Origin of the sequence: Brevundimonas sp. (assembly GCF_965279155.1) — a bacterium.
Taxonomy (GTDB): Bacteria; Pseudomonadota; Alphaproteobacteria; order Caulobacterales; family Caulobacteraceae; genus Brevundimonas.
On record NZ_OZ257138.1, the window covers coordinates 144075 to 163515 of the forward strand.

Annotated in this window: 15 protein-coding genes and 1 tRNA gene; 8 read left to right on the plus strand and 8 right to left on the minus strand. The window is 65.7% G+C overall.

Annotation, left to right across the window (positions count from 1 at the left end):
* Positions 1 to 22: 22 nt before the first annotated feature.
* A complete protein-coding gene (locus ACQY72_RS00705; RefSeq protein ID WP_428155019.1) occupies positions 23 to 1009 on the plus strand; it encodes an aldo/keto reductase in 987 nt (328 codons plus the stop codon).
* Positions 1010 to 1084: 75 nt separating this feature from the next.
* On the opposite strand, the gene ACQY72_RS00710 is transcribed toward ACQY72_RS00705, so the two are convergent.
* Positions 1085 to 1507: a DUF2147 domain-containing protein gene (locus tag ACQY72_RS00710; RefSeq protein WP_428155020.1), complete on the minus strand. Its 423-nt coding sequence runs from the start codon at positions 1505 to 1507 to the stop codon at positions 1085 to 1087.
* A gap of 116 nt (positions 1508 to 1623) precedes the next feature.
* Positions 1624 to 3966 carry an NAD-dependent DNA ligase LigA gene (gene ligA, locus ACQY72_RS00715; protein WP_428155021.1) on the minus strand — a complete coding sequence of 781 codons (2343 nt, stop codon included), beginning with the start codon at positions 3964 to 3966 and terminating at the stop codon, positions 1624 to 1626.
* 119 nt (positions 3967 to 4085) lie between these two features.
* Between ligA and ACQY72_RS00720 the strand changes: the two genes are divergently transcribed.
* From ACQY72_RS00720 to ACQY72_RS00730, 3 genes are all read left to right on the plus strand, one after another.
* Positions 4086 to 5045, plus strand: a complete 960-nt coding sequence (locus ACQY72_RS00720; protein ID WP_428155022.1) for a M28 family peptidase — start codon at positions 4086 to 4088, stop codon at positions 5043 to 5045.
* Positions 5042 to 5533 carry a hypothetical protein gene (locus tag ACQY72_RS00725; RefSeq protein WP_428155024.1) on the plus strand — a complete coding sequence of 164 codons (492 nt, stop codon included), beginning with the start codon at positions 5042 to 5044 and terminating at the stop codon, positions 5531 to 5533. The genes ACQY72_RS00720 and ACQY72_RS00725 overlap by 4 nt, the downstream gene beginning before the upstream one ends.
* Before the next feature lie 370 nt (positions 5534 to 5903).
* Entirely contained in the window at positions 5904 to 6467 is a 564-nt protein-coding gene (locus ACQY72_RS00730) for a sugar transferase (RefSeq protein ID WP_428156731.1), read from the plus strand.
* Here the strand turns inward: ACQY72_RS00730 and rpiA are convergent.
* Together rpiA and glmU are read right to left on the minus strand one after the other, a co-directional pair.
* On the minus strand, positions 6464 to 7147 hold the full coding sequence (gene rpiA / locus ACQY72_RS00735) for a ribose-5-phosphate isomerase RpiA (protein WP_428155025.1): 684 nt from the start codon (positions 7145 to 7147) through the stop codon (positions 6464 to 6466). The genes ACQY72_RS00730 and rpiA overlap by 4 nt on opposite strands.
* Positions 7144 to 8496, minus strand: a complete 1353-nt coding sequence (gene glmU / locus ACQY72_RS00740) for a bifunctional UDP-N-acetylglucosamine diphosphorylase/glucosamine-1-phosphate N-acetyltransferase GlmU (protein WP_428155027.1) — start codon at positions 8494 to 8496, stop codon at positions 7144 to 7146. Before glmU ends, rpiA begins: the two co-directional genes overlap by 4 nt.
* Positions 8497 to 8554: 58 nt before the next feature.
* Between glmU and ACQY72_RS00745 the strand changes: the two genes are divergently transcribed.
* From ACQY72_RS00745 to ACQY72_RS00755, 3 genes are all read left to right on the plus strand, one after another.
* Entirely contained in the window at positions 8555 to 9274 is a 720-nt protein-coding gene (locus ACQY72_RS00745) for an HAD-IA family hydrolase (protein WP_428155028.1), read from the plus strand.
* Positions 9275 to 9373: 99 nt separating this feature from the next.
* A complete protein-coding gene (locus tag ACQY72_RS00750; protein ID WP_428155029.1) occupies positions 9374 to 10663 on the plus strand; it encodes a dicarboxylate/amino acid:cation symporter in 1290 nt (429 codons plus the stop codon).
* A 56-nt stretch (positions 10664 to 10719) separates the two neighbouring features.
* A tRNA-Val gene (locus ACQY72_RS00755) sits at positions 10720 to 10794 on the plus strand.
* A gap of 283 nt (positions 10795 to 11077) precedes the next feature.
* Here the strand turns inward: ACQY72_RS00755 and ACQY72_RS00760 are convergent.
* On the minus strand, positions 11078 to 11755 hold the full coding sequence (locus tag ACQY72_RS00760) for a DUF6445 family protein (protein WP_428155030.1): 678 nt from the start codon (positions 11753 to 11755) through the stop codon (positions 11078 to 11080).
* Positions 11756 to 11836: 81 nt separating this feature from the next.
* Here ACQY72_RS00760 and ACQY72_RS00765 point away from each other — a divergent pair, with 81 nt between their 5' ends.
* Positions 11837 to 12832 carry a cupin-like domain-containing protein gene (locus ACQY72_RS00765; protein ID WP_428155031.1) on the plus strand — a complete coding sequence of 332 codons (996 nt, stop codon included), beginning with the start codon at positions 11837 to 11839 and terminating at the stop codon, positions 12830 to 12832.
* On the opposite strand, the gene ACQY72_RS00770 is transcribed toward ACQY72_RS00765, so the two are convergent.
* The 3 genes from ACQY72_RS00770 to ACQY72_RS00780 form a co-directional block, all read right to left on the minus strand.
* A complete protein-coding gene (locus tag ACQY72_RS00770) occupies positions 12829 to 14328 on the minus strand; it encodes a tryptophan halogenase family protein (RefSeq protein ID WP_428155032.1) in 1500 nt (499 codons plus the stop codon). The genes ACQY72_RS00765 and ACQY72_RS00770 overlap by 4 nt on opposite strands.
* A gap of 18 nt (positions 14329 to 14346) precedes the next feature.
* Positions 14347 to 16308, minus strand: a complete 1962-nt coding sequence (locus ACQY72_RS00775; protein WP_428155033.1) for a glycoside hydrolase family 3 protein — start codon at positions 16306 to 16308, stop codon at positions 14347 to 14349.
* Positions 16309 to 16402: 94 nt separating this feature from the next.
* Positions 16403 to 19324 (minus strand): TonB-dependent receptor, encoded by a 2922-nt coding sequence (locus ACQY72_RS00780; protein ID WP_428155034.1) that lies wholly within the window; start codon positions 19322 to 19324, stop codon positions 16403 to 16405.
* Positions 19325 to 19441 lie beyond the last annotated feature (117 nt).

The window sequence follows — 19441 nt, forward strand, 5'->3', positions numbered from 1 at the left end:
CACATCGACAGGAGAAGGCCTCATGAAGACGCGCAAGCTGGGTCCGGACGGCCCCGAGGTTTCGGCCATAGGTTTGGGCTGCATGGGCATGAGCGCCTTCTACGGCGGCTCGGACGAGGCCCAGTCCATCTCGGTCATTCATCGCGCGCTCGATCTCGGCATCACCCTGTTCGACACCGCCGAGATGTATGGCCCGCACACCAACGAGGTCCTGGTGGGCAAGGCGCTGAACGACCGGCGCGACAAGGCGTTCATCGCCACCAAGTTCGGCATCAACTACAACGCCGACCGCACCAAGCTGATGACCGACGGCAGCCCAGCCAATGTCCGCCGCGCCATCGAGGGCAGCCTGCAACGCCTCGGCGTCGATCACGTCGATCTCTACTATCTCCACCGCGTCGATCCGGACACCCCGATCGAGGAGACGGTCGGGGCGATGGCCGAACTGGTCCAGGAGGGCAAGGTCCGCTTCCTGGGCCTGTCAGAGGCCTCGCCTGAGACCTTGCGCAAGGCCCATGCGACCCATCCGATCACGGCGCTCCAGACCGAGTATTCGCTGTGGAGCCGCGAGCCAGAAGACGAACTGTTTGGCGTCGTGCGCGAACTGGGCATCGGCTTCGTGCCCTACAGCCCGCTGGGCCGGGGCTTCCTGTCCGGCGACATCACCTCGATCGACGATCTGGAGGCCGACGACTTCCGTCGCACCAATCCGCGCTTCATGGGCGAGAACTTCCAGAAGAACCTGGATCTGGTCGAGGCGGTGAAGACAATCGCCGCCGACAAGGGCGTCACCGCCGCCCAATTGGCGCTGGCCTGGGTCCTGGCGCAGGGCGAGGATCTGGTTCCGATCCCCGGCACGCGCCGCATCGCCACGCTGGAGCAGAATGCGGCGGCTGCGGATGTCGTCCTGACGCCCGAGGATCTGGTGCGGATCGAGGCGGTCTTCCCCAAGGGCGCCGCGACGGGCCATCGCTACGCCGAGGCGGCGCGGGCGGCCCTGAACCGCTGAGGCCGATAGGCGGACATGAAAAAGGCCCGGTCGGATCGCTCCGGCCGGGCCTTTCGTCTTTCTGACGCTTCGATCCTATTGGATGCGGGTCCAGGTCTGGGTCTTGCACAGGGGGGCGACGACACATCCGCGCAGGTTCAGGCTGTTGTCCCCGGTCATGGTGATGGTGCCGCGATAGGTGCGGCCGTCAGCCGGATTGTAGACCGAGCCGTTGCGCCATTCCGTCGGGCCGCCGGTGAAGCCAGTCAGCATGGGCAGGTTGCGAAGCGTGCGGCTGCGCAGGGTGGTGTCGCGGTTCTGCGTGTCGCGGGCGTTGGCGTCGGTGCGTATATGGTTCGACGTGACCAGCGTGCCGCACAGCGCCTGACCACAGCGGGCGATACGCACCTGGCCGCCATTGGTCGGCGTCTGCCACAGGCCGGTCGGATCGCCAGCCAGGGCCGGAGAGGCGAGGGCGGCCGCCAGGGTGGCTGCAGCCAGCATGATCTTCATCTTCATAGTCGTTCCCTTTCGTCGGGTCGGTCGCACCGCCCGTTGAAGGCGACGTTGATCCCGGTTTCAGTTGAAAACAAGGCTGAAACAGCGGGTATCGCCAACGAAAACCGGACCTTAAGTCAACTTTGGCCGTCAACCAGCGCCAGCCATTCGTCCTCTGTCAGAACCTGGACGCCGTGTTTCTCGGCGTCCTTGAGCTTTGATCCCGCGCCGGGGCCGGCGACCAGATAGTCGGTCTTCTTCGACACCGATCCCGAGACCTTGGCGCCCAGGCTTTCGGCGCGGGCCTTGGCCTCATCGCGGGTGAAGCGTTCCAGAGCGCCGGTGAAGACGACGGTCTTGCCGGCGACCGGGGTGTCGGACTTGGGGCGTTCGGCGTCGATGATCTCGGTCATCTCGGCCTCAAGGGCAGTGACGACTTCCAGATTGTGCGGCTCGTGGAAGAAGTGGGCCAGGGCCTGGGCGGCGACGGGGCCGACGCCGGTGACGCCGGCGATCTGGTTCAGGATTTCGGACGGGCCTTCCTCGCGCGCCACCCGAGCCAGTTCGACCAGGCCGGACCAGTCGTCCGTCATAGTCGCGAGTGAACGACGGGCCGGGGCGGCCATGCCGGGGAAGGCCTGGCTGATCTTCATGTCCATCGTGGCCTCTGGCCAGGGATCGGCGGCGGGGGGCGTCGCCTCGGCCATCAGTGTCAGGACACGCGGCGATATGGCGTGGGCGGCGGCCAGGGCGGTCCAAGCGTCAGACGGCACGCCCGAGGCGGCCTGGAGGCAGGCGGCCTTCAGCGCAGGCCAGCTCTCGAAGGCGCGGGCCAGGACGATGGAGGTCTGTTCCCCAATGTCGCGTATGCCCAGGCCGAACAGGAAGCGGTCCAGCGAGATGACGCGGCGGGCGTCGATGCCGGCGACCAGGTTGCGGATGCTGGTTTCGCCATAGCCGTCGTCACGTTCCAGTTCCTTCAGCCGCGCCTCGTCGCGCGCCAGGCGGAAGATGTCGGCGGGCTCCTTGATCCAGCCGCGCGCATTGAAGGCGACCAGCTGTTTCTCGCCCAGGCCCTCGATGTCGAAGGCGCGGCGGCCGACGAAATGTTTGAGCCGTTCGACGATCTGGGCGTCGCAGATCAGGCCGCCGGTGCAGCGGCGCTTGACCTCGTCGCCCTCGCGCACCGCCTCGGAGCCGCAGACCGGGCATTTGTCGGGAAACTTAAACTTGGGAGACCGTTCGGATTCCGACTTTGGATCGACGACGCGAAGGATTTGGGGGATCACGTCGCCGGCGCGCTGCAAGGCGACCGTATCGCCGATCCGCACGTCGAGACGTTCGATTTCGTCCTCGTTATGCAGTGTGGCGTTGCGGACCACGACCCCGCCGACCGTGACGGGATGCAGGCGGGCGACGGGAGTCAGGGAGCCGGTGCGGCCGACCTGGATGTCGATGCCTTCCAGCACCGTGGTCGCCTGTTGAGCTGGGAATTTGTGGGCGATGGCCCAGCGGGGGCTGCGGGCGACGAAGCCCAGCCGGCGCTGCCAGTCCAGGCGGTCCACCTTGTAGACCACGCCGTCGATGTCATAGCCCAGCGCAGCTCGGTCGCGCTCCAGTTCGCGATAGACGGCGATCAGCCCCTCGGCGCCCTCGACCCGGCGCGAGCGAGCGTTGACGGGGAAGCCCCAGGCCTTGAGTTTTTGCAGGGCCTGCCACTGGGTCTCGGCGAAGTCGCTGGAATGTTCGCCCCAGGCGTAGGCGAAGAAGTTCAGCGGGCGTTTGCCCGTGATCCGGGCGTCCTTCTGGCGAAGGGAGCCGGCGGCGAAGTTGCGGGGATTGGCGTAGGTGCGGCGGCCCTCGGCTTCCGCGGCGGCGTTGAAGGCGGCGAAGGCGTCGTTGGGGGCATAGACCTCGCCCCGGATCTCGATCCGGTCGGGCCAGGCGTCGCCGGCCAGGCTCTGTTTGACATTGGCGATGGTGTTCAGATTGGCGGTGACGTCCTCACCGGTGCGGCCGTCGCCGCGCGTGGCGCCGATGGTCAGCCGGCCGTCGATATAGAGCAGGTTGGCGGACAGGCCGTCGATCTTGGGCTCGGCGACGAAGGCGATGGGTTCGTCGGCGGGCAGTTTCAGGAAGCGGGCGATGCGGGCGACGAAGTCGCGCACCTCGCCCTCGTCGAAGGCGTTGTCCAAGGACAGCATGGGCACGCCGTGGCGGACCTCGGCGAACTGGGTGGAGGCGGCGGCGCCGACCTTGTTGGACGGGGAATCCGGGCGGACCAGATCGGGGAAGGCGGTCTCGATCGCCAGATTGCGGGCGCGCAGGGCGTCGTAGTCGGCGTCGGAGATTTCCGGCGCAGCCTCGGCGTAAAGGGCGTCGTGGCGCGCCATTTCGGTGGCCAGCCAAGCCAGGGCCTCGGCCGCTGTTTCGGCGGTCAGATCTTCGACAGGAGTTTCGAGAGGAATCGCGGAGGCCATCTCGCCGTCATATCATCTGTCGCAGCGGCCGTGCATCGCGCAAAGCCGATGATGACAGAACCGTAGGCTGACGGCCCGATCGGTCGGCGCTAGGGTCGGGATTCTATGTGGGAGCCCGTATGAATCGTTCGACCCTCTGCCTCGTCCTGACCGGCGCCGCCCTGGTCATAGGTGGCTGCACTGCTGTTCCCGTCGCAACGACGCCTGTCGCGCCTGCGCCCATCGCGGCGGGACCGAGCCAACTGCTGGAGGATGTTCGCATCCTCTCGGCGGACGACATGCAGGGGCGCGACACCGGCTCTGAGGGCGGCGAGCGGGCGCGTGCCTATATCGTGTCTCGGCTGGAGGCTCTTGGCGTGCAGGCGCCGCCGTTCGGGCGCTTGCAGCCGTTCGAGGCGCCCGGCCGCACGCGCGAAGGTGTCAAGACGTTCAGCGGCGTCAACATCGTCGGCCTGATCCCCGGAACGCGCGTTGCGGATCGCTACATCGTCGTGACGGCGCACTACGACCACGTGGGGGTCAATGACGGTCAGATCTTCCATGGCGCGGACGACAATGCCTCGGGCGTGGCGACCATGCTGGAGCTGGCCGCCCGGCTGAAAGCCCAGCCACCTGAGCACAGCGTGCTGATCGTGGCCCTGGACGGGGAGGAGCGGGGTCTGTTGGGCGCGCGCGAGTTCGTCAAGGCGCCGCCGGTGCCGCTGGCGTCGATCAGCCTCAACCTGAACTTCGACATGACGGCGCGGGCCGAGACCGACGGCCATCTGTGGGTCACCGGCACCTATCAGCATCCCAACCTGCGGCCGGTGCTTGAGGCCGTGCAGCCGAATGGCGCGGTGTCGTTCGCCTTCGGCAAGGACACGCCGCAGGACACGGGCGAGAACAACTGGGTCGAGGCCTCCGACCATGCCGCCTTCCACTCGGCGGGCGTGCCCTTCCTCTATATGGGCGTGGACTATCACCCCGATTATCACCGCCCCAGCGACACCTTCGAGCGGATCACGCCGTCGGTTTTCACGAGCGCGACAGAGATCGCCATCGCCGGCTTCCGCGCACTGGATCAGGCGCTGGATCAATGAGACGGCGCCTTGGTGCGATCGTCGTCATGGGCGTGCTGGCCCTCAGCGCCTGCGAGCGCCGGGAGGCGGCGGCGCCGCCGCCGGAAACCGCACGGTTCAGTCATCGGCTGAGCGCCGACATCTCGGGCGACTATCGCCCCGTTGGCGAGGGTAGCGGCAATGTGGCGTCGCTGTTCGTCGGTCAAGCGGCGGGATTCGCGGCCTGGGAGGCGGGGCAGGGCGGCCCGCCGCCGCTGATCCTGTCGCTGGTCGGGCCGCAGGGGGCGATGCGGGTGAACCCAGACGCCTATGCGATCACCGACGACACGGTGCAGATGACAGGTTTGGCGCCGGGCGGCGGCGTCGTGCGTCTGCAGGGGCGGATCGACCAGGGAGCGCTGGCGACGGCGCGGCGTAATCTCGGGGACCAGACGCCTGTCATCACCGGAACGGTTTCGGTGGATGGGCAGCGCACGGCCTTCGCGCTGAGCTGGTGGGGCGGCGACTGATCAGAGGATGGCGCGGACGGTCAGATAGATCCCGGTCGCGATCAGGATCCATAGAAGGACGTTGACGCTGACGATGAAGCCGACAGACCGGAGGCCGGACCAGCGCGGTTCGGCGTCAACGTTGGGAGGTTCGCTAGATCGGGGAGATTTCTTGGTCAAAATCAACTTATGGTAGCATGTTGATTGATGGTCAATGTTGATGCGAAGGCGGTCTCATTTAGGTTGATGGTTTCGCAACCCTGGGAAATAATGCTCCTGAGGGGGTGGGTTAATGTCGACAGTGGAGGCTGCCAGGCGTCAGGTTGAACCTGCGCGTCGCGTCACGATACAGCGTGGCAACGGCGATGCTTGGCTCATTCGCTTGCTGGATATGGTCCTGTCATCCTGCGCTCTGGTGATCCTGCTCCCGCTGCTGGTGCTGACAGCCATGGCCGTGAGGGCGCAAGACGGGGGACCAGCGCTCTTTCGCCAGCAAAGGATCGGACGAGGCGGGCAGGTGTTCGACTGTCTGAAGTTTCGGTCCATGACCATCGACGCCGAGGCCAGCCTGCCCGACCTCGTGGATGCGGAATGGAATGCGGCGCGCAAGTTTCGACGCGATGCGCGGGTGACGCACTTCGGCCGCGTCTTGCGGCTCTCCAGCCTGGATGAACTGCCGCAGCTGTTGAACGTGCTGAGAGGCGAGATGTCGCTGGTCGGACCGCGTCCGATCGTGATGGACGAGGCGACGCTGTATGGGCGTCGCCTGGCCGACTATTGCGCCGTGCGGCCGGGCCTGACGGGGCTGTGGCAGGTGTCGGGCCGCAACGACGTGCCCTATCCTCGTCGGGTGGCCATGGATGTCTGGCTGGTCAGGAACCGGACGGTGCGCGTCTATCTGACGATCCTGGCGCGGACGATCCCGGCGGTGTTGAGCCGCAAGGGCGTCTATTAGGGCAGGCGTTCCTCGAAACCGTCATCCGTGCCGATGATGGCCAGATCGGCGAGATCAAGGAACAGGCCGTGTTCTACGACGCCGGTGATCAGCTTCAGATCGTCGGCCAGGCGGACCGGGTCATGGATGGCCTTGCAGCCCGCGTCGTAGATCAGGTTGCCGCCGTCGGTGCGGACCAGGCCGCGATCCGCCTGGCGCACGCGGGCCGGCTGGTTGATGTCGTGATCGATCAGCACGTCGGCGATGCGGTTCGCCGTGGTCTTGTGACCGAAGGCGACGACTTCGATGGGCAGGGGGAAGGTTCCCAACACCGGCACCACCTTGGCCGCGTCGGCGATGACGATGCAGCGGGCCGAGGCCTCCCACACCAGTTTCTCGCGCAGCAAGGCCGCGCCGCCGCCCTTGATCAGGGCCAGGCCGGGGCCGACCTCGTCGGCGCCGTCCACGGTCAGGTCGATGCGGGGCGTGTCTTCCAATGTGGACAGGGTCAAGCCAAGCTCGCGCGCCAGATCGGCGGTCTTTTCCGAGGTCGGGACGCAGCGCAGCCCAGACAGGCCGCGCGCCGCCAGCGCCTTGACGAACCATGCGGCGGTCGAGCCGGTGCCCAGGCCGACGACCATGCCGGCCTCGACATGGGCGGCGGCGGCCTCGCCAGCGTTCTTTTTCTGGAGGTCGCTCATTTGGATTTTGCGGCTTTCTGAGCTTTCGCCTTCTCGCGGAAGGCGGCGCCGGCGTCCGGCTTGAGGGTCTGTCGCGCACGGCCGAAGGCCAGGGCGTCGGCGGGAACGTCGTCGGTGATCACCGAGCCCGAGGCGACGATGGCTCCGTCGCCGATGACGACGGGGGCGACCAGGCTGGAGTTCGAGCCGACGAAGGCCCCGGCGCCGACTTGGGTCTGAGCCTTGTTGAAGCCGTCGTAGTTGCAGAAGATGGTCCCGGCGCCGATGTTGGCGCCCGCGCCGACCGATCCGTCGCCCAGATAGGCCAGGTGGTTGGCCTTGGCGCCCTCAGCCATTCTGACGTTCTTGACCTCGACGAAGTTACCCACTTTGACGCCGGTCGCCAGGTCCGCGCCGGGACGCAGGCGGGCGTAGGGACCGACCTCGGCGCCAGAGGCGACGCGGGCGCCCTCGATGTGGCTGAAGCTGCGAATGCGGGCGCCGCCCTCGATCACCGCGCCGGGGCCGAAGACGACGAAGGGTTCGATGACGGTTCCGCCACCGACCTGGGTGTCCCAGGCGAAATGGACGGTCTCCGGCGCGGCCATGGTGACGCCGGCGGCGAGGAAGGCGTCGCGCTGGACGCTCTGGAACAGGGCCTCGGCCTGGGCCAGTTCGGCCTGGGAGTTGACGCCCATGACGGCGTCCTCGGCGGCGAAGACGGCGCGGGTCGGATGGCCGCCCTTGCGCGCCAGTTCGACCACGTCGGTCAGATAATACTCGCCCTTGGCGTTTGTATTGCTCACATCGGCAAGCAACGAGAACAGCAGGGCGGCAGGCGCCGCCATGACGCCGGAGTTGCAGGCAGTGATGGCGAGCACGTCAGCCGACGCTTCCTTGGCCTCGGTGATGGCGATCAGGGTCTCGCCGTCGAGGATCAGACGGCCATAGGCGCCGGGATCGCGGGCTTCGAAGCCGATCACGGTCACGCCATCCGCATTAAACACAGGCGCGATGTCGGCGGCCTTCAGCAGGGGCACGTCGCCATAGGTGACGACCACCTCGCCGTCGAAGCCTGCCAGCGCCTGTTCGGCGGCGCGGACGGCGTGGCCGGTGCCCAGCGGCGGGTCCTGGACGGCGATGGCGGCCTCGCCCAGACGTTTGACCACATGGGCGCGGACCTCGGGCGAGTGGGTGCCGACCACGACGACGATCCGTTCGCAGCCCAGGCCTTCGGCCGCGTCGATGGCGTGGTCCAGCATGGCGCGATGGGCCACCGGGTGCAGCACCTTGGGCAGGGGCGACTTCATCCGCGTGCCTTGGCCGGCGGCGAGAATGATGGCGGCGCGGGGGCGCGTCTGGCTGGTCATGAATCGTCTCGCGGTCTAGTCGTCCTGCGATCTAGCCCATCATGCGGGCCAGCGGGAGATGTGGATGACCGATCGCGACCTGGAAGGCTGGACCATCGCCTTCGATCTGGATGGGACGCTGGTCGATTCCGCGCCGGATCTGATCGGAACGCTGAACCGGTTGCTGGTCGAGGAGGGTTTGCCGCCCGTGCCGATGGAATCCGCCTCGACCCTGATCGGGTCTGGCGCGCGGGCGCTGCTGGCGCACGGCTTCGAGGCCGCCGGGGCATCGGTCGAGCGGGCGCAATCGGACGAACTGTTCGAGCGGTTCCTGATCGACTACGCCGCCCACATCGCCGACGGGTCGCAGCCGTTCGAGGGTGTGGTCGAGACGCTGGAGCGGTTGACCGAGCGCGGGGCGATTCTGGTCGTGGCGACCAACAAGCGCTCGGACCTGTCGGAGCTTCTGCTGGAGAAGCTGGACCTGACACGGCATTTCGCCGCCATCGTCGGACCGGATCGGGTCAGCGCGCGCAAGCCTTCGGGGGCGCATCTGAAGGAGGCAGTCGTCAAGGGTGGCGGCGATCCCGAACGGGCCATCATGGTCGGGGACGCGGCGCCGGATGCGGATGCGGCCAAGGATGCAGGCATGCCGTGCATACTGGTCACCTTCGGCTTCACGCCCGTGCCGGCCGAGGAACTGGGCGCCGATGTGCTGATCGACGACTTCGAGGATGTCGAAGAGGCCATCGACGGCATCCTGTCGGACTTCTACGTCATGAAGGCGCTGAAATTCTGAGGGGCGCCGACAGGAAATCTGTCGCCGAATGATCGCTGCTGCGGTTGCGGATCGACACGGCGATGGACAGATTGGCGCACCCCTGTTGAAAGTGCCTTCATGTTCGCTCGCTTTTTCAAGATCCCGCTGTGGCAGCGCACCGCCGCCGGCTTTGTCCTGGGCATCATCGCCGGGCTGATCCTGCGGGAGCGGGCCGAGGTCTGGCTTCAGCCGATCGGCGACGTCTATCTGAACCTGATCCGCATGGTGGTGGCGCCCCTGGTGCTGTTCACCATCGCCAGCTCCATCGCCAAACTGGGCGAGGGGGCGGGGGCCGTGCGGCTGGGCGTGCGGACCATCGTCTGGTTCGCAATAACGTCGCTGCTGGCCGTGCTGGTCGGGTTTGCGTTTGGGCACATCATCAATCCGGGCGTGGGCCTGTCCAACCTGCCGCTGGGCGAGGTCAAGGATCGCGTGATCCCGACGCCGCTCGAAGTGCTGATCGGCGTTGTGCCGACCAATCCATTCGCCGCCCTCGCCGAGGGCAAGGTGCTGCAGATCATCTTCTTCTCGGCCCTGGTCGGCATGGCGCTGGTGGCGTTGGGCGACCGGGCGCAGGGGGTGCGGCGGCTGGTGGACGAAGGCGCGGCGGTCATCTTCCGCATCACCCGCTGGGTGATCCAGTTGACGCCCATCGGCGTGTTCGGCCTGATCGGCTCGGTCGTCGGCGGTTATGGCTGGGAGGCGCTGCTGCCCCTGCTGAAGTTCATCGGCGCCATCTATGCCGCCTGCCTGTTCCACATCCTGATCGTCTATTCGGGCCTGCTGAAATTACATGGGCTGAAGGTCACCAGCTTCTTCCGCGGCGCCTTCGCGGCCCAGCAGACGGCCTTCGCGACCTCATCCTCGCTGGGGACGCTGCCGATCACCCTGCGCCAGACGGTCGAGCGGCTGGGCGTGCCCCAAGCCTATGCCGCCTTCGCTGTGCCCTTGGGAGCCAATGTGAAGATGGACGGGTGCGGCGCCATCTATCCGGCCATCGCCTCGATCTTCATCGCCCAATATTTCAAGATCGACCTGACCTTGACGCAATACATCCTGATCGGCCTGACGGCGGTGCTGGGGTCGCTGGGGACGGCGGGCGTGCCGGGGACCAGCATCGTCATGCTGACCTTGACCCTGTCCACCGCCGGCCTTCCGCTGGAAGGCATCGGCTATATCGTCGCCATCGACCGGATCATCGACATGATGCGCACGGCGACGAACGTGACCGGCCAGATGCTGGTGCCAGTGCTGGTGGCCAAGGAGGAGGGCATACTGAACGAGGACATCTACAACGGTCACGTCGCCTGGCTGCCGGGCGACCCGGAGGCTGACACGCCCGAAGGCGTTCGCGCCGCCGGAATCTGAAACAGGCGCTTGCGCAAGGCCGACGACCGGGCTATGTCGCCGCCTCCGCAAGGCAAGGACGCGTAGCTCAGCGGGAGAGCACCTCGTTCACACCGAGGGGGTCACAGGTTCAATCCCTGTCGCGTCCACCATCTTTTCCCAAACAAGTTCAAAGCCTTGCCTGCGGTCAGTTTCCGTGGGCGGACGGGTTTTGAGTGCGAAACGGGCGCGGTGGACCACAGCGGGGGGCAAAGCGACCGCTCTGGCGCCTTACCTTCTCCCGAAAAAGTGTTTTGAAACAAGCCTCTTTGGACGGGCCGTATTCGCCGCCTTGCACGCTGCTTCGCAAGGTTTTGGCTCGGTGCGAGCCACAATCGCCCCGTGCGCCTCGCTGAACTATTGCCGCTTACTCCCACTCTCATGTGACGAAGCGATCTAATCGACGGATAGAAAACTGGCGACGGTCAGGCGGCCCAAGGTGATATCCGGCGATAAGAGACTGTCGGCCGGCATCATGGCGCAGTGCAGAAGGTTGCCGCGGTAGACCAGGGCGCGGTTGAAGGCGGGGGCGTAGGCTGCGATCTTTTCGAAGATCGGCGTGTCGCCGGCGATATAGGCGGCGGCCGGTTGGCCGTGACGATCGAAGTCCTGTTGCAAGCTGTCGAGGTATGTCCGGTGACGTTCGGGCGTCACCTGTTCGAACCCGGTCGAGCGATGACGGTAGAAGGCGGTGCCGCCATGGTCGGCGTGCGACAGATAATGGATGATCGCCATCTTGCCGGGTTCAACTCCGTCGATGTGGGGAATGCGCTGGGCCAGGCCGAGGTCTTTGGGCGGGGTGGTCGCCAGGGAGTAAAGGGCGCGGTCGAAGCCGATGCGGTCGGAGGCCCCGAACACGTTCTTCATGACGGCGGCCAGGAGAGGGCCCAGGCCTTCGAAATAGATCGGTGACACGGGCGCGCGGACGCCGGGATAATAGGGACCCATTGTCGAGAAAACGCGGGTTGCGGCGTCCGCGATCAGGCGTTCGGTATGGGGATGGAATCCATCGATCACCACGACCGGCTGGCGTTCGTCGCCGATGTGATCGACGCGGATCGAAGGTTGATGCATGGCTGCCTGGCTTGATACGGTCCTGATCTTGGTAACGCCGACGCTCCGGTCGATCCATGCCGATTATCGAAAGGCAAGGCCATGACGCCGATCCGGGAATGGCGCGACGTCACGCCGGAGCTCTTTCGCGATATTCGCCGCGAAGGCGAGCCTGCCGTAATGCGGGATCTGGTTGGCGACTGGCCGATCGTGCGAGCCGCGCGGCAGGGTGAGGCGTCGGCCTATCTGCGGGCGCTGTCGGGTGATGCGCCTGTGCATTTCATGCGCGCGGCGCCCGAGGTCGAGGGGCGTCTGCACTATGAGGCCGGTGTCAGCGGACGAAACTTCGAGCGGATCGACGGCCGGATGAGCGATTTTCTGGATGCGCTGACGCTTGAGGGGGGAAAAAGCCGGCCTGATTCCCTGGCGCTACAGGGGTTGCCGACCACGGCGCATCTGCCGGAGTTCGCGCAGGCCAACAGATTGTCGCTGCTGCCGGCGGAGGTGATCCCGCGCCTGTGGATCGGCAATGCCGCCAAGGTCGCGATCCATCACGATCCGTCCGAGAACGTGGCCTGCGTCGCGGCGGGACGGCGTCGGTTCACCCTGTTTCCACCCGAGCAGGTCGGCAACCTCTATATGGGGCCGTTCCACGTCACGCCGGCGGGCACGCAGGTCAGTCTGGTGCATCTGACCGATGTCGATCACGCGCGGTTTCCCCGGTTCGCGCGCGCGCTGCAGGCCGGCATGCAGGCCGAATTGGCGCCCGGCGACGCCCTCTACATCCCGTTCCACTGGTATCATCACGTCGAGGCGCTGGAGCCGTTCAACGTGCTGGTGAACTACTGGTGGGATGCGGCGCCGGCCGGGATAGGCTCGCCCTGGGATGCCATGATGCACGGTATGATGAGCCTGCGGACCCTGCCGCCCGACCAGCGCCGCGCGTGGCGGGCCATGTTCGACCACTATGTGTTCCAGACCGACGGGGATCCGAGCGCACACTTGCCGCAGGAGGCGCGCGGCATACTGGGGACACCGACGGCCAGAAGCCTGGCGCAGATGCGTCAGGCGCTGCTGGAGCGGCTCAAAGGGGGCTAGGCGGCGGGGCAGACTCTGGCGACATAGTCGGAATGTGCAGGCATCAGGTCCGCGCATTTGCGGATCACGCCGCGAACATCGCCCAGATAGCGCGCGACTTCCTCATTCGACTTGAGGTCGGCCAAAGGATCGTAGCCGCGTGGGACATAGCCCTGGCCCAGGAAGACCTGGATCCAGCTTTCTTCGGCGAACAGTTCCTCGTCCTCGCGGAAGATGCGGCCGTTGGCCATCCACAAGTTGATCTTGCGCTGAAGCGTGGCGGGAATGTCCATGTCGCGGACATGGCGCCAGAACGGCGTGTCGTCGCGCGTGGTCGCCTTGTAATGCAGGATAATGAAGTCGCGGATGCGCTCGTATTCGAAGTCGGTCTGGCGATTGAACTCGGCGATGGTCGCCTGATCGAAGCCGGCGTCGGGCAGCAGTCGCACCAGTCGGATCACGGATGACTGAATCAGGTGGATCGAGGTCGATTCCAGCGGTTCGAGGAAGCCGGACGCCAGGCCGACGGCGACGCAGTTCTTGTTCCAGATCTTGTTGCGCTTGCCGGTGATGAACCGCAGGCGGTTCGGTTCGGCCAACTGTTCGCCGTCCAGATTGGACAGCAGGATCCGCTCGGCCTCGTCGTCGTCGATATGCCGGCTGGAATAGACGTGGCCGTTGCCGGTGCGGTGCTGAAGCGGGATGCGCCATTGCCAGCCCGCCGTTCGGGCCGTGGCGCGGGTGTAGGGGGTGAAGGGCTCGACCCGGGCGCAGGGCACGGCCATGGCGCGGTCGCACGGGAGCCAGTGGCTCCAGTCCTCATAACCGGTCTTCAGCGCCTGTTCGGTGATCAGGCCGCGGAAGCCGGAGCAGTCGATGAACAGATCGGCGGAGATCACCTCGCCATCGTCCATGGTCACGGATTCGACCCAGCCGTCGTCAGATCGCAAGGTGACATCCGCAACCTTGCCCTCGCGCCGAACGACGCCGGAGGCTTCGGCCAGGCCACGCAGGTATCGGGCGTAGAGGGCGGCGTCGAAGTGGAAGGCGTGCGCGATATGGCCGATCGGCGACTGCGCCATCTTGGGATCGGCCCGCATGAACCGGTTTTCGGGCGCAGCGACCGTATTGATCGAATAGTCGGCCAGGTCCGAGGTTTGACCCGCAGCCTGCATCTTGAGCCAATAGTGATGCAGCCTCAGGAACGCCAGATCCTGGCCGATGACCCCGAAGCCGTGGATGTAGCTTTCACCTAGCCGCCCCCAGTCGACGAACTGGATGCCCAGTTTGAAACTGCCCTGGGTGCGGCGAATGAAGTCGTTTTCGTCCAGGCCCAGAAGTTCGTTGTACTTCTTGATCGCGGGGATGGTGGCCTCGCCGACCCCGACGATGCCGATGGCCTCGGACTCGATCAGGGTGATCCGGTAAAGCCCGCCAAACAGTTTCGACAACAGCGCCGCCGTCATCCAGCCGGCCGTGCCGCCGCCGACGATCAGGATGTGTTCGAGCTGCTTCATGCCGTCACCGCTGCGTGGTTACGGGGTCACGGTGCAGGCTGCGGGCGTCCGGGGCAAGGGCAGGGGTGCGGTCAGGGCCGGGCGGCTGTAGCTGAGACCGAAGCCGCGGGCGAACTGGACCACGTCGCCGGGATGTTCGCCCGTGCTGCAGGCCGAGCCGGGCCAGGCGAAGGACAGGTGAGCGGTGAAGTCATGACCGCCGCCGACCAAGACGTCGGCGATGCCGTCACCCTCGGTGCCGGGCAGGAAGGCGGCGACGAAGGCGTCGGACAGGTTGATCAGGTCGTTGGCATAGGCCGGACGCCCCGAATAGAGGACCGAGATCACCGGCACGCCCTTGTTGGCGATCGCGCGCAGGGCGGCGAGATCGGCCGGGTAGAGGGCGCTATGCTGCACCGGTTTGGGGAAGCGAACATCGCCTGTATATTCGGCATAGGGCGTCTCGCCCAAGACGGCGATCACGGCGTCGAAGTCCGAGACCCGCACCCCTGATCCTGTGGCGGAATAGGTGACATTGGCGTCGCCCAGGGCGGTGCGCAGCGCGGTCAGCAGGGTCTCGCCGCCGCCGAAATCGGCGTTGACGTTCTCGGTCCCCTGCCAGGTCAGCGACCAGCCGCCGGTCTGGTTCGACAGGCTGTCGGCGCTGGCCCCGATCACCAGCACCTTGCGGCCGCGGGTCAGGGGCAGGGCGCCGTTCTCGTTCTTGAGCAGGACGATGGATTTCCGCACCGCCTCGCGCGCCAGATCGTCGGCGTTCAGGGCCTCGGCGCGACCGGTCAGTGGGCTGGCGGCGACGGGGCGGTCGAACAGGCCGGCGCGCATCTTGACGCGGAGGATGCGCGTCACCGCATCGTCGATCCGCGACATGGGTATGGCGCCGCTGTTCACGTCGGCCACGGTGTTGGTGATGAAGTCGCGCCAGTCGACCGGGACCATGACGATGTCCAGACCGGCGTTGATCGCCTGGGCGCAGTGCGACTTGGTGCAGCCCTCGACCTGTTCGATGCCGTTCCAGTCGGACACGACAAGGCCGTCGAAGCCCAGGCTGCCTTTCAGCACATCTGTCAGCAGTTCACGGCTGCCGTGGACCTTGCCGTAGATTTTGCCCGCCTCGACGTCGTTCCAGCTGTTGTAGGTGGCCATGACGGTCTGCACGCCGGCGTCCAACGCCGTGTAATAGCCGGCGGCGTGGCGGGTGATGATCTGGGCGCGGGTGTCGCGGTTCTCGCCCTGATCGACGCCCTGGAAGGTGCCGCCGTCGCCAAGGAAGTGTTTGGCCGTGGCGACCACGTCGCCGTCGCCGGTCAGATCGCCTTGCAGGCCTTCGACCATGGCCTGGGCATATCGAGCCACGAGTTGGGGATCGCTGGAATAGGATTCATAGGTGCGGCCCCAGCGCCGGTCCTCACCGATCGCGACGGTGGGGGCGAAGACCCAGCTGATGCCGGTGGCGCGGACCTGACGGGCGGTCGCACGGCCGATGCGGCGCACCAGCTCCGGGTCGTTGGCGGCGCCCAGGCCGATATTGTGCGGAAAGAGAGTCGCGCCGCGCACGTTGTTGTGGCCGTGAACCGCATCGGTGCCCCAGATCAGCGGGATTTTCACGGCCATGTCGGTGCGCAGGGCGGCGTCGTGGAACTGGGCTGAATAGGCCGCCCAGTCTGCGACTGACGCGTCCTTCTTCATGTCCGGCCAGGCCCCGCCGCCATTCAGGACCGAGCCGATGTAATAGCGGGCGACCTCGTCCGGCGTGATGTTGCGGACGTCGGGCTGGGTCATCTGCCCGACTTTCTGATCCAGGGTCATGCCGGCGACGATGCGGGCGATGCGCCGCTCCAACGCCGCATCGACGGGCGTCGGCGAGGTCATGATGGGCCAGGCCGAGCCGTCCAGAACGCGTGTCGGCGCCGTGGTCGTCGCCGCGCAGGACGCCAGAACGAGGGCGGACAGGCAGAGTGTCGTCTTGAGAAGCGATTTCATGGCGGACTCGTCACAGAGGGCAGACAGGGGAGGGCGAGCGTGGATCGGCGGGACCGATCCACGCCCTCACGCGTTCGGGCCGAAGCCTTAGGCATCAGAAGCGGTAGTTGACGCCGAACAGGAACTGGCGGCCGTATTCTTCATAGGTCTCAGGCAGGACCGCTCCGTCGGCCGTGGTGGTGCCGCCGGCGTCCAGGCCAAGCCGAGTGCGATAAGGCGAGTTGGTCAGGTTGTTGACCTGGAACAACAGGCCCAGGCCTTCAAGCGGACCCTGTTCGAAGGTGTAGCCGATCTGGGCGTCGATCTGTTCGTCGTCCTGGATCTCGGTGAAGCCGCGGTTGGTGAACAACTGAACCACCTCGCCCTTGAACGCCTCGCGGAAGCGTTTGGAGATACGGGCCTGGAAGCCGTTACGCTCGTAATAGGCGGTGGCGTTGTAGACCATGCCGGACAGGCCGGGAATGCGCGTTGGGGCCTGTGGATTGCCGCCCGCGTTCAGATCGGACTCGGTGAATGAGACCGAGCCTATGAAACCGAAGCCGGATAGCGGCTCCCACACCCTGCCGAAATCGACGGCGCCCGACAGTTCGATGCCCTGAACCGAGCCGCCCGTGCCGTTGGCGGGCAGGGTGATCCGGCCGATGGGGCTGATCGTCGTGTTGGCGGGGATCGAGCTGGCGGACAATGGCAGGGGAATGCCCGTGAAGTCGAACTCCTGCGTCTGCGAGTAGATGTAGGTTTCGAGATCTTTGTAAAAGGCTGCGATCGACAGGTAGGTGGTTGAATCCACATACCATTCATAGGCTAGGTCATAGGCGGTCGCACGCCAGGGCTCCAGGTTCGGGTTGCCGCCGGAAGCTGACCAAGGGTTGACAGTCTGGCCCATGCCACAAGGTTGCTGCGAGCAGATCAAAGCGTCGAAGCCAGGCGTTACATTGGCGCGCAGGTCGTCCATACGCGGGCGAGCCATGGTCTTGGACGCGGCGAAGCGGATGCGGTGCCCGCCGCCCAGATCGTAGATCAGGTTCAGGCTGGGCAGGACATCAATGTAGTCGTCGCCTTTCGTAACCGAGGTTGGAACGACGGGCTGGCCATTGTTCAGGGCGTTGATGATGACGCCGCTTGATTCCTGGGACTGATCGACGATCTGAAGGCCGAAGTTGCCGCGCAAGCTGTTCCACTCGAAATCGGCCTTGGCGTAATAGGTGATGACCTCTTCTTCGATGTCCCAGTTCTTGTCGTAGAAGTTGGCGTCCAGAATGGGCGCGCGATCCCAATAGACGTCCAGCGCCCGCGACAGGTCGTAGCTGAGCACATTGCCGAAGCCGGCGAAGTCCAGCGAGGTGGGCGAAACCAGATACTGGCTGGCGACCAGAACCTGCTGGCGGCCGTTTTTCAGGAACAGGTCGAAGTCGTCGACGCGTTTGGTCTTCTGGCGATTGGCCAGGTTGACGCCGACGGTGACAGTATTGATCACGCCGTCAAAATCGCGCTGACCCTTAAGATCGATCGAATAGACGGACTCTTCGACATCGGGGAAGCGGATCGAGCCGTCGTGACCCCAGCCGCCCCAAGGCGCACGGTCGCCCAGCGAAACCTGCGAGGCGTCAGCATAATCGAGGCCTTCATTGTAGGTGGGGTAGTCGTCGTTGTTCAGCTGGAAACCGATCACGTCCCGCGTTCGGCCGATGTCCGCAGATGCGCCGCCTCCAACACCCAGGCCATAGCCGGCGTAGGATTCGGCGACGACCTCTTTCCTCTTGTTGCTGGAATAGGCGAGGTCGGCGGAGACCCGCATCCGGTCGCTGACCTCATATTCGGTGTTCACGCCGATCGAAAACAGTTCGTCTTCACGGGTGTTGAAGTCGTTGCGGATGATGGGAACGACATTGTTGGCCGTGCCGCTGGTCGCGAACGGCGACCCGCCGCGATCTTCGGTCTGGACATTCGTGAAGAACTCGCTGTCCGCATAGGGGTTCGAGAACCACTGCGCGCCGCGTGTGGTCTCTTCCTGATCGAACTTGGAATAGTAGACATCCAGGATCGAATGCAGTTGGTCATTCGGCCGCCATTCCAGGATGCCGATCACGGCGTCGCGCGTGTTCAATCTTGAAGTGGCGAAGATTTCCTGGCCGTTTAGGAGGAAGGCTGTGTCGGCGCTGTCGGGCTGAACCGCGTCCGGCCCTGGCCTGCCATTGGTACCATCTCCATCGACGCAGGCGGTAGCGCCCGGAAGTGGCTCGCAAGCCCCGCCGAAGACTTCATACCCATAGGCCTTGAAGTGCCGGTTCTGGGACGGCGAATCGAGGTGGGCATAGCCCAGGGCGACGCCAAGCGTATCGTCCATGAACTGATCGATATAGCTGATCGAGAAGCGGCCGCCGTAGCTGCGGACATCGTCGTTCAGACCGCCGTCCTCCAGCGCCTCGCCGCGCAGGTTCATGGCGATGGCCCGATTGCCGAACTCCAGCGGGCGCACGGTGCGCAGGTCGGCGGTGCCTGACAGACCCATGCCTGAAACCTCGGCGTCGGGGGTCTTGTAGATGACCACGCCGGACAGAAGCTCGGACGGATACTGGTCGAACTCGACCGCGCGGTTGTCGCCGGAACTGGCCTGCTGGCGACCGTTCAGAAGGGTGGTGGTGAAGTCGGGCGCCAGGCCCCGGATCGAAATGACCTGGGCGCGGCCGTTGACCCGCTGGGCCGCCAGACCGGGCAGGCGGGCGATGGATTCGGCGATTGAGACATCCGGCAGCTTGCCGATATCCTCGGCCGACACCGCCTCGACGATGGAGGTCTGGTTGCGCTTGATCGTGATGGCGTCCGCCAGGCCGCGACGCAGGCCGGTGACCACGACCTCGCCGACTTCGGCGACATCGTCGTCTTGCGCAGGGGGCGTCTGGGTCTGGGCCAGGGCGGCGCAGGGCAGGGCGATGGCGAGGGTGGCGACCGAGGCCATCAGCCGAAGCCGCCCCGCCGTGCAGCCATGACGAATAGGTGCGTGATCGTTGCGCATGAAGTCCCCTCGCGTTTTTCCCTGGTGCAGGCTCTTCGTCCCGCATCCGTTTTTGGGCGCCGCCAAGCTGAGGCCGTCAGTTTTGGAAGCGCTTCCAAGAAAGCTAGTTCAAAACTC

Coding starts and splice junctions, on each gene's coding strand:
- ACQY72_RS00775 (WP_428155033.1), bottom strand. CDS start 16,308: ATGAAATCGCTTCTCAAGACGACACTCTGCCTGTCCGCCCTCGTTCTG.
- ACQY72_RS00760 (WP_428155030.1), bottom strand. CDS start 11,755: ATGCATCAACCTTCGATCCGCGTCGATCACATCGGCGACGAACGCCAG.
- ACQY72_RS00770 (WP_428155032.1), bottom strand. CDS start 14,328: ATGAAGCAGCTCGAACACATCCTGATCGTCGGCGGCGGCACGGCCGGC.
- rpiA (WP_428155025.1), bottom strand. CDS start 7,147: ATGAGCGACCTCCAGAAAAAGAACGCTGGCGAGGCCGCCGCCGCCCAT.
- ACQY72_RS00765 (WP_428155031.1), top strand. CDS start 11,837: ATGACGCCGATCCGGGAATGGCGCGACGTCACGCCGGAGCTCTTTCGC.
- ACQY72_RS00730 (WP_428156731.1), top strand. CDS start 5,904: ATGGTCCTGTCATCCTGCGCTCTGGTGATCCTGCTCCCGCTGCTGGTG.
- ACQY72_RS00745 (WP_428155028.1), top strand. CDS start 8,555: ATGTGGATGACCGATCGCGACCTGGAAGGCTGGACCATCGCCTTCGAT.
- glmU (WP_428155027.1), bottom strand. CDS start 8,496: ATGACCAGCCAGACGCGCCCCCGCGCCGCCATCATTCTCGCCGCCGGC.
- ACQY72_RS00750 (WP_428155029.1), top strand. CDS start 9,374: ATGTTCGCTCGCTTTTTCAAGATCCCGCTGTGGCAGCGCACCGCCGCC.
- ACQY72_RS00705 (WP_428155019.1), top strand. CDS start 23: ATGAAGACGCGCAAGCTGGGTCCGGACGGCCCCGAGGTTTCGGCCATA.
- ACQY72_RS00720 (WP_428155022.1), top strand. CDS start 4,086: ATGAATCGTTCGACCCTCTGCCTCGTCCTGACCGGCGCCGCCCTGGTC.
- ACQY72_RS00725 (WP_428155024.1), top strand. CDS start 5,042: ATGAGACGGCGCCTTGGTGCGATCGTCGTCATGGGCGTGCTGGCCCTC.
- ligA (WP_428155021.1), bottom strand. CDS start 3,966: ATGGCCTCCGCGATTCCTCTCGAAACTCCTGTCGAAGATCTGACCGCC.
- ACQY72_RS00710 (WP_428155020.1), bottom strand. CDS start 1,507: ATGAAGATGAAGATCATGCTGGCTGCAGCCACCCTGGCGGCCGCCCTC.
- ACQY72_RS00780 (WP_428155034.1), bottom strand. CDS start 19,324: ATGCGCAACGATCACGCACCTATTCGTCATGGCTGCACGGCGGGGCGG.